The 17,182-nt window shown below is 53.6% G+C and carries 11 protein-coding genes; 2 read left to right on the plus strand and 9 right to left on the minus strand.

Annotation, left to right across the window (positions count from 1 at the left end; all coding sequences use genetic code 11):
- From PAT3040_RS37075 to PAT3040_RS15355, 7 genes are all read right to left on the minus strand, one after another.
- On the minus strand, nt 1-2,043 hold a 2,043-nt coding region (locus PAT3040_RS37075), incomplete at its 3' end, for a rhamnogalacturonan lyase (RefSeq protein ID WP_181376633.1).
- A gap of 198 nt (nt 2,044-2,241) precedes the next feature.
- Entirely contained in the window at nt 2,242-3,891 is a 1,650-nt protein-coding gene (locus PAT3040_RS15330; protein ID WP_108993425.1) for an extracellular solute-binding protein, read from the minus strand.
- 54 nt (nt 3,892-3,945) lie between these two features.
- The gene (locus tag PAT3040_RS15335) at nt 3,946-4,845 is read right to left on the minus strand and encodes a carbohydrate ABC transporter permease (RefSeq protein WP_108993426.1); all 900 of its coding nucleotides are present in this window, start codon (nt 4,843-4,845) and stop codon (nt 3,946-3,948) included.
- A gap of 74 nt (nt 4,846-4,919) precedes the next feature.
- Nucleotides 4,920-5,888: an ABC transporter permease gene (locus PAT3040_RS15340; RefSeq protein ID WP_373863949.1), complete on the minus strand. Its 969-nt coding sequence runs from the start codon at nt 5,886-5,888 to the stop codon at nt 4,920-4,922.
- 252 nt (nt 5,889-6,140) lie between these two features.
- On the minus strand, nt 6,141-8,411 hold the full coding sequence (locus PAT3040_RS15345) for an AraC family transcriptional regulator (protein WP_108993427.1): 2,271 nt from the start codon (nt 8,409-8,411) through the stop codon (nt 6,141-6,143).
- 242 nt (nt 8,412-8,653) lie between these two features.
- Nucleotides 8,654-9,235 (minus strand): P-loop nucleotide/nucleoside kinase family protein, encoded by a 582-nt coding sequence (locus PAT3040_RS15350; protein ID WP_108993428.1) that lies wholly within the window; start codon nt 9,233-9,235, stop codon nt 8,654-8,656.
- Between the two features lie 12 nt (nt 9,236-9,247).
- Complete coding sequence (locus PAT3040_RS15355; protein WP_108993429.1) at nt 9,248-9,970, minus strand: metallophosphoesterase; 723 nt, start codon at nt 9,968-9,970, stop codon at nt 9,248-9,250.
- A 211-nt stretch (nt 9,971-10,181) separates the two neighbouring features.
- Between PAT3040_RS15355 and PAT3040_RS15360 the strand changes: the two genes are divergently transcribed.
- Nucleotides 10,182-12,062: an S-layer homology domain-containing protein gene (locus PAT3040_RS15360; RefSeq protein WP_181376634.1), complete on the plus strand. Its 1,881-nt coding sequence runs from the start codon at nt 10,182-10,184 to the stop codon at nt 12,060-12,062.
- 82 nt (nt 12,063-12,144) lie between these two features.
- Here PAT3040_RS15360 and PAT3040_RS15365 read toward each other — a convergent pair whose 3' ends face one another.
- On the minus strand, nt 12,145-13,896 hold the full coding sequence (locus PAT3040_RS15365) for a glycoside hydrolase family 35 protein (protein WP_108993431.1): 1,752 nt from the start codon (nt 13,894-13,896) through the stop codon (nt 12,145-12,147).
- A 176-nt stretch (nt 13,897-14,072) separates the two neighbouring features.
- Here PAT3040_RS15365 and PAT3040_RS15370 point away from each other — a divergent pair, with 176 nt between their 5' ends.
- The gene (locus tag PAT3040_RS15370) at nt 14,073-14,930 is read left to right on the plus strand and encodes a helix-turn-helix domain-containing protein (RefSeq protein WP_108993432.1); all 858 of its coding nucleotides are present in this window, start codon (nt 14,073-14,075) and stop codon (nt 14,928-14,930) included.
- 91 nt (nt 14,931-15,021) lie between these two features.
- On the opposite strand, the gene PAT3040_RS15375 is transcribed toward PAT3040_RS15370, so the two are convergent.
- Nucleotides 15,022-17,100, minus strand: coding sequence for an alpha-L-rhamnosidase-related protein (locus PAT3040_RS15375; protein WP_181376635.1), 2,079 nt, complete (start codon nt 17,098-17,100; stop codon nt 15,022-15,024).
- Nucleotides 17,101-17,182: the final 82 nt, after the last annotated feature.

Genomic DNA, 17,182 nt, shown 5'->3' on the forward strand with positions numbered 1-17,182 from the left:
CGTGCCCGGAGCATAGGTTGTATCGCCCACGCCGATGGCATCCGGGCTGGTCGAAGCGCCGAAGTCAAAGTGCCGGATGCGCGTAAGCGCCTCGGGGCCTCCTGCGAGCGCCAGCTCCGCCTGCGGGAAGTCCGTCGTGCCGTACCCCAAATAGAAGCTGGTATGCGGAGGCTGGTTGTAGCCTACATTTTGCCAAGCCACGCCCAAGCGGTAGACAGGATCCTGCATCAGCGCGGGGACCCGGTGACCCGTCGGAATCGTCGTCGTGTACAGTCTGTATTCCGTGCTGTCTCCGTTCGGCAGCAGCAGCTCCTCGCGCCAGTCGCCCAGAATATCGGCCTGCAGCGCGGGATTGCCCTTGGTATGGTTGTTCGTGAGCGCGCCCGTCGCCCGGAAGATTTCGTTCAGCTTCTTGTTCTCGTAGTCCCACTTGTAGATGACGGGAATGCCCTTGGCGGCGCTGTTGTCCCATACGTGATCGAACAGCTCGCGACCCAGATCGCCGTCCCACCAGATCCCGAAGTTGACGCTTTTCGGCGTTTCGTTCGGCGCGTAGATCGCCTCGCCGGATGCCGAATAGCCGCTTGTCTCCGGCATAACTTGCCCGTCCGTAATGCCGGAGCCCCAAGATTCGTAACCGGGATAAGTTGGGTCAATGTCCGCAGACATGCCGCGTCCAGTGTCTTTGCCCGTGTACTGGCCCCACAAAATTTCTCCCGTGGCGGCATCCCTCATCTCGATGCCGTACGGCGAGGAAGTATGCTCATGCACGCTCATTATTTGATAGCCGTCGCGGCCGGGATCCAGCTTGCCGGCATGCATGGCGTCGCCATGGCCAAGCCCCGTGCTGTACAAGACGGTTCCGTCGTCATCAAGAACCAATGCGCCATATATAATTTCGTCCTTGCCGTCGGAGTCGACATCCAGCACGCTTATGCCATGATTGCCTTGCCCTTCGTACTGGCTGCCAGCTTCCTTCGAGTCGAAGGTCCACCGCTTTACCAGCTCGCCGCCGACATAGTCGTAGGCCGCCAGCACGGTTCGCGTATAATATCCGCGGGTCATGACGACGCTGGGCGTCGAACCGTCCAGGTAGGCGATTGCAGCAAGGAAGCGGTCCACGCGGTTGCCGTAGTTGTCGCCCCAATCGCTGACATTGCCTCTTGGCGGGTCGTAATCGATGGTGGTTACGGCTGCTCCGGTCTCACCGTTAAACAGAGTGAGGTATTCGGGACCGGACAGAATATATCCGCCTTCATTGCGATAATCCTTGGAGCCGTCGCCGATAATGGTTCCTTGGCCGTCCCTCGTGCCATCCGACGTTTTTACGACGACCTCGGCTTTGCCGTCTCCATCCAGGTCATAGACCATGAAAGGCGAGTAGTGCGCGCCGGCCCGGATATTGACGCCAAGGTCGATCCGCCACAGCTTGCTTCCGTCCAGCTTGACGGCGTCCATGTAGACGTTGCCCGTATAGCCGGCGTGAGAATTGTCCTTCTGGTTCGTCGGATTCCATAAGTGAACGATTTCGTATTCGCCGTCTCCGTCCAGGTCGCCGACGGAAGCGTCGCTGGCGATGTAGGAATAGCTGCCGCCGTCCTTCGTCCGGCCGTCCGCGGGCTTGTCGAGCGGGATGGGCAAATATTCGTTGTGCCATACCGGCACCGTCCCCGCCTGCATCTCTTCTTTGCCGCCGACGACGGTCGAGATTTGATAGCGGGAGCTATCCGCGCCCGTGGCGTCCATGTAATTCGTCACATCGCTAATCGGGGACGCATTTACCTTGTATCCGTTCTTGTAGACGTTGAAGGCGATGTCTTCCGGGTCCGTAACCAGGTAACGCCAGCTCAGAAAGACGCCGCCGTCGACCAGCACGGCCACCAAGCCTCGGCCCAAATAATCGCCTTGGCGAGCCGGGGCTTCGTCAGCCGACGAAGCCTGCGCGGGAGCCGGCAGGGCCGCCAGCGAGAGGATCATCATGAAGGACAGCAGCAATGCTGTCAGCGACCTCGGAAGAGAGGCGCGTTTCATACCCTTTGACATGAACTCAACTCCTTATTGTTTATCCGTTGCCTGCTTGCTCAAACTGCATCATCGACAAAATTGATACACTATGTATCTATCATGATGTCGATTTACCGGCTCCTGAACGGAGCCGGTCATTCTTTCGCGCATCGCTTGCCAATCGTTCGGCCGGAGCCTTTGCCCAAGGCAGGGCCCTTCGGCCGGCCGAGTCGGTAATTAACGGAATTGGCCGGCGTCGATCGCTTTCTGTTTTTCGTCCAGAATTTCCTGGTAGCCGGCTTCGAGATAACGTTTCTTGGCCGCCTCGTATTTCGCGTCGAATTCGGCTTCCGGCGCGAGTACGATATTCAGATACAATTCTTGAAAGAGCGCGTTCAGATCGGCCTTGTATTCGTTTACTTTCTCCAGCACGACGGTGAACAAGGCATCAGGCGTCCGGTATTGCGCCGTCTCGTCGCGGTATCTAAGCAGATCCTCGGCCAGATATTCGTAGCCTACCGGCGCCCAGTTCAGCAGATTCGCCTTGCGCGTCAGCTCCGGAGTCGCGTAAACCGGCGTTTCCGTCACCAGCGCCCAGTAGTCCTTGTTGTTATTCTGCGAAAGCACCGATTCACCCTTGAAGTCCGGCGTCTTTACTGGCAGACCATCCGCGTCGAGCGTGTAGTTCTGGCCTTCCACGCCGTTTTGGAACATGAACAGATTATCCGGCTGGCTCATCCATTCGAGGTACATCCAGACGGCCGCCCGCTCCTCCGGCGTAGACAAGTAATTGATGCCCATGATAAAACCGAACGGCCAGTATGCCCTGGCTTGCGGCACTCCGCCTTCCGGTATGCCCGCGAACGGCGGCACGACGGCGAATTCGGCGCCCGGATTGTTTTTTAACGTCGCTTCGAAAACGTCGGTATTGCTGGCGAGATAAAGCCCGTACGTGCCTGTTCTGCCTGCTACGAACTCGGACTTGATCTTGTTGTCGTCATCACGAAGATAAAATTCCTTGTCAATGAGGCCATTGTTGAATTGGTAGTTGAGATTGCGCAGCCATTCCTCGGAATCCTTCGTCGTCAAGTCCGCTGCGGCAAGGTCGGAGTAGAGCGCGCGGTATTTCGGATCAATCGGCCAGTCGCGGAAAGCATAGCTATAATTGTAGTTGTTGCGCGTGAGCGAGCCGCCAAGCACGCCGAGTCCCGCTTCCTTCCACTTCACGAGCATGTCGTTGTATTTCTCCAGCGATGTCAGATCCTCCACCTTCATGCCGACCTTTTCTACCCAGTCTTTGCGGATAAGGGAGACGTAGTTGTCCGTATCCGGACGGGCCGCGAAGAAAAAAGTATTTTTGCCGTCGACAACGCCGTATTGCTGGATGGTCTCGCTCAAATTGCCCCAATAAGTAGGCGCATAGTTGGCGATCTCTTCCCAATCGAGCTCCTGCATGACGTCTTCGCCGTAATACGCAAGCGCCTGCGGCATATCGTAATGAAAAATGATATCAGGCGCCTTTTGAGCGGCCAGAAGCTGCTCGAAATCCGTTACTTCGTTGTTGCGCGTAATCGGCACGTACTTGACGTTAATGTTGTATTTGTCCCCGAATTCCTTCTGAACCCAGCGCGTGTAGTAATTGTCGGTAACGTTCCAGCCTTCGAAGGCCCGCTCGTAGACCGGAATTTCCAGATTAACCTTCTGCGGGAAGCCTTTCGAATAATCCGGGAAACCTTCGCTGGGCTGATCCGTGCTGCCGCTAGTCGCGGTCGGAGCCGGACTGCTCGTCGCCGCGCCGCCTCCGTTGTTATTGTTGGAGCAGGCGGCCAGCAGCCCCGTGCTCATGATAACGGCCATGGACATGGCCAGCAATCTTTTTTTGCTCATCGTAATACCCCCATATTGTCGTATTCGCGAAGCTCGGGACGGCAGATTAACCTTTTAACCCTTGACGGACCCCAGCATGACGCCTTGCACAAAATATTTCTGGATAAACGGATACACGCATACAATCGGCAGCGTCGCGAATACCACGACGGACGCCTTAAGCACTTCCGGATTGCTGAGCTGCACGGTCGTCGCCTCCAATTGGAAGCTCTCGCTCGCTTGGATAACGAGATAATACAGCTTCAGCTGCAAGGGACGCAGATCGATATTGTACTTGATGTAGAACAAGGCATCCTGATAGGCGTTCCAGCGTCCCACCGCGTAGAAAAGGGACAAGGTCGCCAAAATCGGCTTGGAGAGCGGCAGCACGACGCTAAACAGAATACGGAAGTGTCCCGCACCGTCGATTCTCGCCGATTCCTCCAGGCTGACGGGAATGTTGCTGGCGATGGAGCTCCTTAGAATCAAGAGATTAAAGGCGCTGAACGACAGCGGCAGCACCAGCGACCAGATGGTATCCAGCATCCCCAGGCTGTTGATCAGCATGTAGTCGGGTATGATGCCCCCGCTAAACAGCAGTGTGAACACGCAAAGGAAGGTCAACACCGCGCGTCCCTTCAGCTGCGGACGGGACAGCGGGTAAGCCGCGCAAATCGTGACGATCATGCCGAGTATCGTAAACAAGACGGTCACGAGAACGCTTACATATAGCGAACGCAAAATGCTCGCATCCGCAAAAATTTTGCCGTATGCCTCCAGCGTAAAGCCTTGCGGAACGAGAAATACCTTCTGGGCGATGACATAGGCATCGTCGCTAAGCGACTTGGCAACAACGTGAACGAACGGCAGCAGGCAAGCCAGCGATGCCATCAGCACGAAAAGGCGAATCAGCCATTCCCAGACGTCGATGCGATGGCGCCGGGATGCCGCGGCCGGTTTCCCCCCTGCTTTCATGCTTTTCCTCCTTTCTGTATACAAGATACAAATACAAGTTCTAAAAGTTCGGTTACCAGTAGAACATCCTTTTCCTAGAACAGTCCGTCTTCGCCAAGCTTCTTGGCGATCCGGTCGGCGATGACGACGAGGATAAGTCCGATGACCGCCTGGAACAAGCCAAGCGCCGTCGCGCGGCTGAAGTCGCCGCCTTCGATGCCCCAGCGGTAGACCAACACCGGGATCGTTGTGGTGAACTCGGTCGTCGCTTTGTTCGCCAGACCGATGATTCTCTCGAACGAGCCGCCCATGACGTTGCCGAGACTCAGAATAAGAAGCGTGATGATCGTCATACGGATGGATGGAATCGTCACGTTCCACATTTTGCGCAGCCGCCCCGCTCCGTCCATCGTCGCCGCTTCGTAAAGCTCGGGATTGACGCCGGTGATGGCCGCGAGATAAATAATCGTGCCCCAGCCCATGCTGTACCACACGCCGATCGCCAGATAACTGAACAGCCAGTTGGTATCTTTCTGCAAGAATGGAATCCGGTCCCCGCCCATCTGCTCGATCAGATTATTGATCATGCCGCTGCCTTCTCCGAGCAGCTGGTAGGCGATGGCGCCGATAATGACCCAGGACAGGAAGTGCGGCAGGTAGAGCAGCGTCTGGTTCACGCGCTTAAAAAGCGTGCCCCTAATCTCGTTGAGCAATAACGCAAGCACGATCGGCATCGTGAAGCTAAAGAGCAAATCCAGCATGTTGAGCAGCAGGGTGTTGCGCACGGCCTTGAAAAACTCGGGCTTGGCAAACAGCTCCTGGAACACTTCGAGCCCGACCCACTCGCTTCCCCAAAACCCTTTTGCGATTTTGTACTCTTTAAATGCCAGCATCAATCCCGACATCGGCGCATACTTGAAGAGAAGGACGAACGACAGCGGAATCAGCAATAACGCATAGAGCTGCCAATCGCGGCGAAGATAATAGAAAAGCCCCCGTTTTGTGCCTGCATATCGTATGGAAGCGGTTGTTGGTTCCACCTCCGCAGTTCCTCCAGCTTTCAAAGTTTCACCTCCTTTTGACCCGACTTATCCGCTCGCATTCCGACTGTGGTCCGCTTCGGGATTGCCCTAATCATAGCGCTTACATTTCGCGGCGGTAAATCATGAGGTTTGATTATCGCCCTTCACTTTTGATCTTTTCCTTGATTCTGCGAGCTTCTTGGGGTGCCTTATGATCAATTCTGATAGGCGATGAGCAAAAGTTAAGCTGCCTTCCCTGGCCATGACGGCTTAGGAGGCAGCTTCGGATGGGCTTTATGATGTCCGGCACTTCGAAGCCTTGTAGCCGCTCGGCGGCATGCCCTCGAACTTGCGGAAAAATCGGTTGAAGCTCTGCACGTTATAATAGCCGACCTCGGCGGCGATGCCCGCGATCGTAAGCCCGGGATCCAGCAGCAGCTCCTTCGCCTTCTCGATACGGAGCTGATTGAGGTAGTCGATCAGGCTCTGGCCCGTCATCTCGTAGACGATCTTGCGCATATAGGAATAGCTGATGCCGATCTCCTTCGCCATCTCCTGGAAGACGATATCCTCGCGATAGCGTTCCTGGAGATAGTTGATGATCCGCTCGCCATGCTGATTGGTTTCTCCCGGCGTGCGCGCCAGGTATTGCACGATTTCCCTGCAAAATTCGTAGACGTACTCTTCGAGCTCGTCAAGCGTGTCGATGGAGGCGAGCGCCGCGTAAATATTGCCTCTGCCCGCAAAAATTTTGGCCGTGCTAACGTTGTTTTCTCTCAAATGCTTGATCGTGACGCCCGTCAATTGATGATAGACGAAGAGAATATTATCGTAAGAGACGTATTCGGCGGAGCGAATCTCGTCGCCGATCGCTTTTAATTCCTTCGCGATGCTGTCAAGGTCTCCCTGGTCCAAATAATTGAGCATGCGCCTCTCGCTGTTGGAAGGGTAAATATACTTTTTATCGCGTCCGCTCTCCTCCTGCCAATACTGGATGCTTCCGCTTCCGACAAGCATGCGCTGCTTGATGGCCTCCGACGCTTCCGCGACGCGATCCATCACTTCGCGGCTCTCCTCCGCCGGACTGCTCACGCCGATCGTGACGGAATGATCAAGCAGCTCGGCCGCCTTGTCGCGGATCGCGGAGAGCGCGTCATTGATGTCCGCGCTGACGCTGTTTCGCTCCGATTCGCCGTAGTTGATCACGATGACGAAGCAGCCGTCCCCCCGATAGACGCTGCGTGCCCGAATGCCATCCTGGAACAGGCTGTCGCAGTGCGTAGTCAGCAGATAGCGGTGGTAGCTCCTCGTCTCGGGATTCGTCTTGCCGACGTACACCCGATACCGGTCGATGGAGACGACGGCCGCCAGATAATAAGGGGAAGGGAACAGCTCCGCAGCCTGCGGCGTCGGCTCTCCCCGGATCAAACGCTGCACCGCCATGCTGCGGGCATCCTGCTCCCGCATCTGCAACAGCTCGTTAAGCCCCGCCTCTTCTTCTCTCATCCGCTTGAAAGCGGCATCCAGAAACGCCAGTTCGTTCCGCCCCTTGACCACGACGTCGTCGCGCGACCGCATCGAACGGACCAGCTCTCTCGCCGGCTTAGATACCCAGGTAGCCAGCAAGACGCTGAATACGGTACCCGCCAAAATGATGGCGGCGGTCAGCAGCATAATATTGCGCTGCATCCCATGCGAGCTGACCATCAATTCTTCGACGGAGTGAATGTTCAGGCTGGTCCAGCCGTACCGGCTCGACTTGGACCACGTATACAGCAACCGCTCGCCGGCGTTTCCCCGGATGACATAACCTTCCCTCTCGTTCTGCGCGAGTATACCTGAGACAACCGTATTCTCGCCGACATTTCGAAGCAGCATGCCCTTGTCGCTGTGCGAGATGACCGTACCATCCCCGTTCAGCAGCATGTAACCGCGCTGAGCGGTGCCGGAGGAGCGAAATACGTTGTCGATCTGGTTCTCCTTCATGTTAACGACGATCGTTCCCCGCGTCGTCGTCGACAGCCGATTAAGCGGAAGCACGTACGAGATGACATACTCGCCCGAATCCAGTTTCCGCGGATACCACACGCCGCTAATTCCCCTCTGCCCTTCCAGCGCGTCCTCCAGCCAGTCGATGGATTCGAACGACTCCAGCTTCTTGATCCCCTTGTCCGTCGAGACGACGTAGTCGGCATCCCCCAGATGGAAGAAGGAAGAGTGCACGCCTTCGCCATTCCGGTTCAAGTTCAGCAATTGCTGCAGAACGGCTCTCGCGTTGGTGACCGTATCGAAGCTGGAGTTTAGTTCCTGGAACGTCTCGTACGGCCGGATTCGGTCGAAGATGTGGGTGGCCGTCAGCCGCACCGTATTCTGTGCCAGGTTGTTAAGCGCATTCTCGTTCAGCTTGCGGCTGGCATCCAGACCCTCCAAGGTAGACTCCGCGATGGCCTGCTCGGAATTGCGCAAAATCTGTTCCCCGCTATACCAGGTCAAGATCGCCGTCGGCACGGCCATAATGCAAAATAAAATGACAATGAGCTGCAACATCATAGGTGTACGTTTCATACAGACCCCCCCATGAAATTTTATGCCAATGCCCGATATCAGTAAACGCTTTCATTACTGCGTATAATCCTCTCGCTTTTGGTAAATGAAATCTCTCTCCTTGCACGGATACCATTATCTTACAACTTAATCTTCGATTCCGACTATATAAGATTAGTGCCCAATCATATAATAATATCGCTATTATTTGAACGGGAATTTTATAAAAAAAGACCCTCGATGGCGAGGGTCGAAATGCGGTATCAACCAATAAACCGCTCTAAATGCGCCAGCTTGTCCGCCGACAATTCTCCGGAGTTATCGAAATAGAGGATCGACGACTCTGGCAGCGGCCATCGTATGGATCGCGGAACGAGCGACTTGCTGAACGCCTCCCAGTTCTCCAGCTTCCAGGCGTCCAGCTCGGACCCTCTTGTCCGGATCCTTTCGCGATAGAGACCGGCGTCGGAGAGAGCGACGAAGACGACCTTGACGGACACGTCGCTTATCGAAGCGCCTATCCGCGCGAGCTCTCTTGCCAGCCAGTCGGGATCCTCCGTCTCTCTCGTGAAAGGACCGATGACGAACGCATCGTTGCCAAGCTCCACGTTCTCGAGGGCGGCATCCATCGTCAGCCGATAACCCAGGTCTCTGCATCTCGATTTGTAGTGCTCGGAATCGCGGTCGTTCGGGTCCAGTCCCGCTTGCGTCATGATGGCTTCGGCCGCCGGCCGCAGCAGCGTATCCATGTCGAACAGCGCGGTACGCCTTCTTTTTGCCAACTCCTTCGCCACTGTCGTCTTGCCCGCTCCCGCCCCTCCCAGGAAAAAAACAAGCTTGCGCATCCAGTCTCCTCCTTAATCCTCGCTTTTTAGGCTTGCGTACGTGTAGTCCAATCCATCGCTAATGATCAAGGCGTTAAGCTGGTAGCCGAATTTAATGCCTCCGTCGATGCCGATCATTTGTTTCCCGAACCAGGGATGGAACACCTTCTCCCCATGAAGCCTCGCCGTCACTTCATGACCGAACACGATTTTTTTGGAGATAGGCAGAATTCCGTCATAAGCATGGAACACCCCTCTTATCCACCGAAAGTCCTTCGTTGACGTTTGGCGCCAATGCCTGATCTGGGGGTTAATGCCCGCGTGTACGTAGATATGATGTTCGTCTTCTAAGAAATACTTCAAATTTCTGAGGAAATGGATCTCCGGTGCATAATTCCGCCTAATGAAGACTCGCGCTTTCTCATCATCATCTTCGTCTATATACCATGGACAGAAGGAACGTATGGTTTGGGTGCCGCCGTTGCGGGCTGTCGTATAAGGCGAAAGGATATAATCCTGGTTATCCAGCCAATTCAGGAACATATCGTCGTGATTGCCGCCAATGACCTTCACCCCGTTCAGATTGGACAACGCCTTGACGTGCTGCACGACCTTGAGCGAGGACGGCCCGCCATCCACATAGTCTCCAAGCAGCACAAGCCGGTCATGAATCGCGTTATACTGAATTTGATTCAGAAGCGCCAGGAACGTCTCATAATAGCCATGTATATCAGATATGACGATGGTTCTTCTCATAGATTTTGTCTGACCTCCCGATCCGCTCAAACTTCCACCGTTCTTCAAGCTACTCTGATTGTATAACGTCGCTCCCCGTTAGACAATTCGCTCTGCACGTAAGCCTGTTATTTCTTTTCCACATATCGCCATAATAGGACATCTGGTGTATGATAGGATAGGTATAAGGACTTACTAGCTTTGCCTAAAATATGCTTGTTGGAGGTACATGATGAAAAAATGGAGCACCATCTTTCTAGCAGCGATACTAGTCTTGACGATTCTCAATCCGACGGGCGCTAACGCAGAACTGGGCGGGACCGGTTTCAAAGACGTCAGCGAAACCTACTGGGCCGCTGACGAAATCAACAATCTCGTGTCCATTGGCGTGCTTAGAGGATTCGAAGACAATACGTTCAAACCGGAAGCTCCCGTCACCCGGGAGCAATTCGCCCAAATTATAACGCTTGCTTTCCAATTGGACCTGCCAACGGATCAAACACAATCCTTTACGGACGTCTCGACCACAAGATGGTCGCATAAGCCCGTCGAAGCAGCGAAACCTTTTTTGACGGGTTACACATCGCCGAATGGCAAAGCATTCTTCCTTCCCGCAGCCAAAGCGACGCGCGAAGACGTTGCTGTCGCCTTAGTGAAAACCATGAATTATTTGCCGGACGATCTGGAAAATCCAAATATTTTAAACCGATTCTACGATGGAGACCTCATCTCTCCGAATCTGCGAACCTATCTGGCTCTCGCGGTGGAGAAAAAGTTGCTGACGGGATATACGGATAATACGATTCGGCCTGAAGATCCCGTTACTCGCGCGCAAGCCGCCGCGCTTGTTTACCGCGTGATTAAAGGAGCCGCCGCGGACAATCAGACGGCCCTGCAGCTCAACGTCGATGCGCCAGAGACTGTGTCTTCGCCAACTGTCTACATTTCCGGGGACGTTAATAAAGGCGCCCAGGTTTTCATCAATAACAAGGAAGCGGAAGTCGTGCAAGGACAGTTCCGGGTCGGCATTCAATTGGAAGCGGAAGGGGTATACACGTATACGATTTCCGCGAGAATCCCCGGAGGCAAAACCGAAACGGTCACTAAACAGGTGAAATACGAAAAAGGGGCTCCTACCTTGGAGGTAAAGGGAGTACCGGAGTCAACGGACAAACAAACAATTACCGTGTCCTGGACCGTCAAGGACGCCAATGATCATTCTCCTGCCGTCTATATCAACGGGGAGAAACAATCCAGCTACTCTTCTTCCGCAACCATCAAGCTCGAGGAAGGCGAAAATACCCTTACTTTTCGGGCGGAGAACTCCGCGGGCAAATATACGCTGGTAACCAAGCGCGTTGCGTTCCTTACCGGAGGTCCCGAATTAATCGTGCCTGATCTGCCTGCATCCACAGACCAAGAGAACGTTACGGTAACTTGGACGGTCAAAGACAAAAACGACAATTCGCCCCAAGTTTACGTTAACGAAATCCAACAATCCAGCTACAGCAATTCAACAAAAGTTCAGTTAAAAGAAGGCCAGAATACGATCACGGTAAGAGCCACGAATAACTTGGGCAAAACAACCCTGGTCACAAAAACGATTACCTTCAACGTTGGATCCGCCACCCTCTCGGTCGGCGCCTTGCCGGAAACAACCGACAAAGAGACGGTAACCGTCAATTGGACAGTCAAGGATCCCAATGATTCAAGCCCGCAAATCTTCGTGAATGATACTGCACAAGGCTCTTATTATTCGTATACCACGATAAATCTTCAACCTGGCGACAACACCATAACGGTAAGAGCGGTCAATAAGCTTGGCAAGAGCTCGGAGGTTACCAAAGTCATCACTTTTAATCCGCCTGCTCCAACGCTGACCCTGTTGCGCGCGCCTGAAGCAAGCAGCTCGTCTTCCGTTACGATCAGCTGGTCGACCGCGGACAAAAACGATTATTCGCCTATCGTTTATATCGGAGAAGAACGTCAGTATTCAAGTTCCAAATCCCTCAGCTTGAAAGAAGGGCCCAATACTTTTATCATCTCGTCGACGAATAAATATGGCAAAACGGTTACCGTTACTTACAACGTCACTTATACGCCTGTATCGTAGTTAACAATAGCGAAGGAGGACGGCTGGTTGCCGCCCTCCTTCTTCGATTTATTCCTTCTCTCATTTCGGCTGAGTGTATGGCCTAACCGAGATCCGGGGCGTCTATCAGCACGATATCCGGCTTGTCCGTACCATGCAGCTCCAAAACAACGATCTCGTTGGCGCCTTGGCGAAGCAGCGGACCCGGGACATACAACGTCTTTTGCGGACCCTGCTCCCAATAGCGGCCAATATTGAAGCCATTGATCCAGACGACTCCTTTCGCCCAACCATCGAGGCGAATAAATGTATCCGCAATATCGTCGACGAGCAGCTCGCCTCTAAAGAACATCGGATTCTCGGCAGCCTTCGACTGGGTTTGGAAAGACGCGTATGACAAAGCGCTCAAATCGGCAAGCGGCAGTGGATAAATTTCCCAATCGAACAGAAATTGATTGTCGAGGCGCACGCCTTCGGTAATGCCCTTGGCATCCTTTAGACGCGGCCCGTAGTTAATCCTCCCCATGTTTTCGACGAGAATCTCAAGCGTTGCGCCTTGCTCCGGAATATCCACGACAAGCGGCTTCGGCGCCCAACGTTCGACCGTGCCGATCCAACTTCCATCGAGAAAAACTTGCGCTCGGTCGTGCACATCCTGCAAGTGGAGCTCCTGCGCCTTGCGGGGACCCGATATCCGCGTGCGGTACACAATAAAACCGTAGTTTTGACCGAGCTTCTCCATCGGCTCAGGACAACGCCGACGTACAGAGACAGACAGCGTATCGAGATTGGCAAATAGGCTTGCCGCTTCCTTCATCGCCACTGTTCCGTAGCTTTTTTTGCGAGACGGCTCCGGAAGTTCTTCCAGGACCTCGGCGCCGTGTTTGCGCATCACCTCGCGAACCGACTTATACTTTGCAGTAATATCTCCGCATTCCGACAACGGCGCATCGTAATCGTAGCTAGTAACGGTAGGCTCATATTTGTCCTGATAGTTCGCCCCATTATAGAAGCCGAAGTTGGTTCCGCCATGGAACATATAGAAGTTCACGGAAGCGCCGGCATGGAGCATTCGGTCGAGCACATCCGCAACGTCGTCCCCGTCCCGTGTATGATGCGGCTTTAGCCAATGATCAAACCAACCATTCCAATATTCCATGCAGAACAGCGGCTCTTCGGGGCGATATTCCCTGAATTTCTTGAACTCCTCCTCGGGACGGGAACCAAAATTCACAGTGGCCAGAACGCCAGGCAGCGTTCCGCCCTGCAGCATTTGATCCGTTGGACCATCCGAGGTAAAGAGCAGAACATCGATTCCTCTTACCTGAAGTCCGTTCTTCAGATACAGCAAATAGTCCTGATCATTGCCGTAGCTCCCATATTCATTTTCGATCTGCATGGCAATAATCGGTCCGCCGTTTGTATTAAGCAGCGGTGCCAGCTTCGGTATAAGGACATCGTAATACGCGTCTACCTTCCGCAAGTAACGTTCGTCCAGGCAGCGCAGCTGAATATCCGTATCGCTTAACAGCCAGGCAGGCAAGCCTCCGAATTCCCATTCCGCGCAAATGTAAGGGCTTGGCCTTACGATAACGTGCAAACCGAGCTTTCCTGCGAGAGCGATAAATCGTTCGACGTCAGCCAATCCGTCGAAGTTGAATACACCTTCCTTTGGTTCGTGCAAATTCCACGGAATGTACGTTTCCACTGTATTGAAACCGCAAGCCTTAAGCTTTAACAGTCTATCCTCCCAATACTCTGGAACAACACGGAAATAATGAATAGCTCCGGATAAAATCCGGATCGTTTCTCCATCCAACAAAAATTGCGAGCCGTTTACTTCAAGCTTAGCCACAAAAATCCCTCCAAACAGATAATGTTGTCTCCATTATCCGAGTTAGCGGCTCGATCCTCAATCGCCAAATGGTGCATTTTCTATACCATTTGCAACTACCTATACACCCATACAGAAGTAACATGTGATAATATAATGGCAACACTCTAGCGAAAAAAGCGAGGCGCCATCAAAACATGTTCGAATTCCCAAACATGACCTCTACGTTGCAGTTAACCGGCTTTCAAATCGGCAGCTTTCCTTCCGGATGGGAATACCCCCGGCATCATCATCATTCATTCGAGCTTCTTTGCTGCCTCGGCGGTGAGGTACAGCAAGAGATTAATCGAAAAACGATCACGCTTCGACCGGGAGATTGGCTGTTGATTAAAGCCGGTGAGAGACACAAAACGACGAATGTTTCCCCAATGGATTACGAGTTTTTTAATGTGCATTTCGACCTGGATGATCTGGAGATCCGCAGCCTGCTGGGCACAGCCCCTTACCGTCTTGTATCCGCCGCTGAAGCCGCACGATCCGGCAGACTAAGCAGGTACGTCATGGAGCTTCGGGAAGTGACGGAGCGAGGCGTTTTAGAGAAAGACGACAATACACGGACTCAACTGGAAGACAAGCTGTTGCTGCAAGCGAACATCCTGCTCATTATCCGTGAGATGCTGTCGCTCATCCGCGAACAGGGAGAGAACAAGACAGATGCGGGCTCTGTGACTCCGTTCGCCGTCGATGCGGCTCATGCGATCGAGGAGAAGCTTTCGCACAGCCTTTTCGATAACCTCTCGATCGCAAGCGTTGCGAAAGAACTGAACATGAGCCGCAGCCAATGCACCAAGCTGTTTATTAAAACATATGGCTTATCGCCTCGGCAATATGTTAGCCGACGCAAACTGATGTTGGCCAAAGAAATGCTTGTCGCATCGTATTTGCCGATCTCCGAAATAGCCGAGCGGCTCGGATTTCAGTCAGCCAGCCACTTCTCCCGACAGTTCCGGCGCTGGACCGGCCTTTCTCCAACAGCGTTCAAGCCGAAGCATTAACGGATTCCTTCCAGCGAACGCAAATATCGTTGCAGACAAAGCCGGCAATCCCCAAAGGATTGCCGGCCTGATCCGCTTATTTGTTCGGCTTTTAATGGTTCAGCTTAATTTCGTACGTATAATCCGGCTTCTCCAGCAGAAGCTCGTAACGGTTGTCTTCCAACGGCGTCAGCTTGCCTTCGCTTGCTTCCGGCATCCCTTCACTGCCGAATACTAACGTACCGACACCCGACGAACAGGTCGTCACGACAATTCGGTCGCTATCCATATAGATGGCAATATCTCCTCTCGGCGTAGGCACCTTTCCTTCCATCCATTCCAGGACGCCTTGCTTCGGCTCAACGGTGTATCGGCTGTAGCCAGCCTCGACCGGCTGCACGCCGAGAATGTACTTCCCGATCAAATAGATCGGAGCGGCGCCCCAAGCATGGGCCAGACTCTTGCGGTACTTATCCCCGTACATGTCGTACTGTAGCTCGGGCGGCAGGTTCGGGTCGTACTCCTCCCAAAAAGATGTTGCACCCAGATCGATCATTCCGCCCCAGTAATTGCGTATTTCGCTCAACACATGCTCTTCTTCCCCAAGCTCGCATAAAGCTTCCAACTCGAAGAAACGCATAAACGGCGTGATGATCTTCTGAACGGATTCGTTCATCAGGACACCCGTTTTGACCGCTTCCCGCTGCGCCGCATTCAAATAACCGAACCGTACGCCGAACATGCTCGGATATTTGAGAATATCCCGTTGCAGCTCTTCGTTCCATACACCATGCAGGAATGCGCCGCGTTCCTCGTCCCAGAACGATTGAAAGATACGCTCCCGCAACTCCCCGGCCAGGGCGGCAAACTTCCGTTCATTCCGGTCGTCTTCCAGTTCCCGGGCAAAATAAGCGACCGTCTCCATGCTTCTGCAAAGCAGAAGTTGTTCCGCGGTTAGGGCTCCGCGGCGCTCCATCGGCGCCCAATCGACGAATACCCAATCCTCGGGATAACCTTCCATCATCCCTTTATCATTGCGGCGATTCAGGCAAAACTCCATCAAACTCAGCATGTTCGCATAGTTGGAGCGGATAAAGGTCAAGTCGCCGGTATACAAATAATAATCGTAGCAACTGAGGAACCAGTAGAATGTGTAATCCATGATGGTATTGATATGAATGTCAACCGGATTTTTGCCCCGCAAAGCGATAAGCGTTCGTTTGGTTACGTCCTGCTCGAAAAAAACATAATTGTTGATCAGAAAGCCGAGGTTGGCATCCCCGCTCCATACCCATCGGTCGCGCTTCATCCCATCGTAAAGAAACTCTCGCATACTCAGCTGCAACGTGTGCGCGGACAGCTCCCAGATGTCGTTTAACCTTCCATCGGATGAGCGGAAGCTGCCTCTTTGGTCCATGGGTAAAAACTCGTAGAGATGTTTCACGCTGCCCCATTCAACATCATCGTTGGTTTTTATGTGTATATATCGGAAAGCTCTGGTAACAGGCGTTCGCCATACTTGCGCAACACTGCCGTCCACATCGAGCACATCGAACGTCTCCGCAAGCTGCCCGGCAAGCGCTTCTTCCCGCGATTCTCCGTAATACAGTTGAATACCGCCATTCCCCTTGACGTCATGAAACTCCACATATCCAAACGTTTCACGGCCAAAGTCGATCAATTCTCCCTCATCCCGTTGCTCGGCGGACACCGGATCGCATTCTTTATATGAGAATGGGAAGGCTTGCGGCGGATGTTCGATTTCGTCAAAATTCCAATGGGCGGCAGGCAGCCACGAACCGTTAAGAGCCGTCACTTCCCAGCCGTTACCTGAGTCGATGCCAGCACCGGCTGCGTACAATGCAGGAATTTCTCGGTCGTTGTAAACGTTGATGGACAAAGTATGCTCCCCCGCCGGCAACCGGATCGACGTTACCGGGTTGCGCTTGTACGGAATCGGCGTCATATCGCTGTCCAGCAACGCCACGAAATCCCCTTGAGCGGACAAGATCAGCTCGGCTGGTTCGGCCAGCTCGTACTTTCTGCGGAATTTCACGCTCGTATAGGCAGCATCCAATCGCCACGAAGGCGGACAAATATACCCGCGATATTGCCTTAATACGGACGCCTTTTGATGAAGCCATATCTCATAATCGCCCGGATACCATATCCATTGCGAATGTTCGGTCATTGCGAATTCCCCCTCCATATAGCTAAACCATCATGTTGTCACCGTTTGCCCGCTTACACGGAAGACGTAGCGGCCCGAACCT

The organism is Paenibacillus agaridevorans (assembly GCF_003112455.1).
In the GTDB taxonomy this organism is placed as follows: domain Bacteria; phylum Bacillota; class Bacilli; order Paenibacillales; family Paenibacillaceae; genus Pristimantibacillus; species Pristimantibacillus agaridevorans.

Coding starts and splice junctions, on each gene's coding strand:
- PAT3040_RS15330 (WP_108993425.1), bottom strand. CDS start 3,891: ATGAGCAAAAAAAGATTGCTGGCCATGTCCATGGCCGTTATCATGAGC.
- PAT3040_RS15335 (WP_108993426.1), bottom strand. CDS start 4,845: ATGAAAGCAGGGGGGAAACCGGCCGCGGCATCCCGGCGCCATCGCATC.
- PAT3040_RS15345 (WP_108993427.1), bottom strand. CDS start 8,411: ATGAAACGTACACCTATGATGTTGCAGCTCATTGTCATTTTATTTTGC.
- PAT3040_RS15350 (WP_108993428.1), bottom strand. CDS start 9,235: ATGCGCAAGCTTGTTTTTTTCCTGGGAGGGGCGGGAGCGGGCAAGACG.
- PAT3040_RS15355 (WP_108993429.1), bottom strand. CDS start 9,970: ATGAGAAGAACCATCGTCATATCTGATATACATGGCTATTATGAGACG.
- PAT3040_RS15360 (WP_181376634.1), top strand. CDS start 10,182: ATGAAAAAATGGAGCACCATCTTTCTAGCAGCGATACTAGTCTTGACG.
- PAT3040_RS15370 (WP_108993432.1), top strand. CDS start 14,073: ATGTTCGAATTCCCAAACATGACCTCTACGTTGCAGTTAACCGGCTTT.
- PAT3040_RS15375 (WP_181376635.1), bottom strand. CDS start 17,100: ATGACCGAACATTCGCAATGGATATGGTATCCGGGCGATTATGAGATA.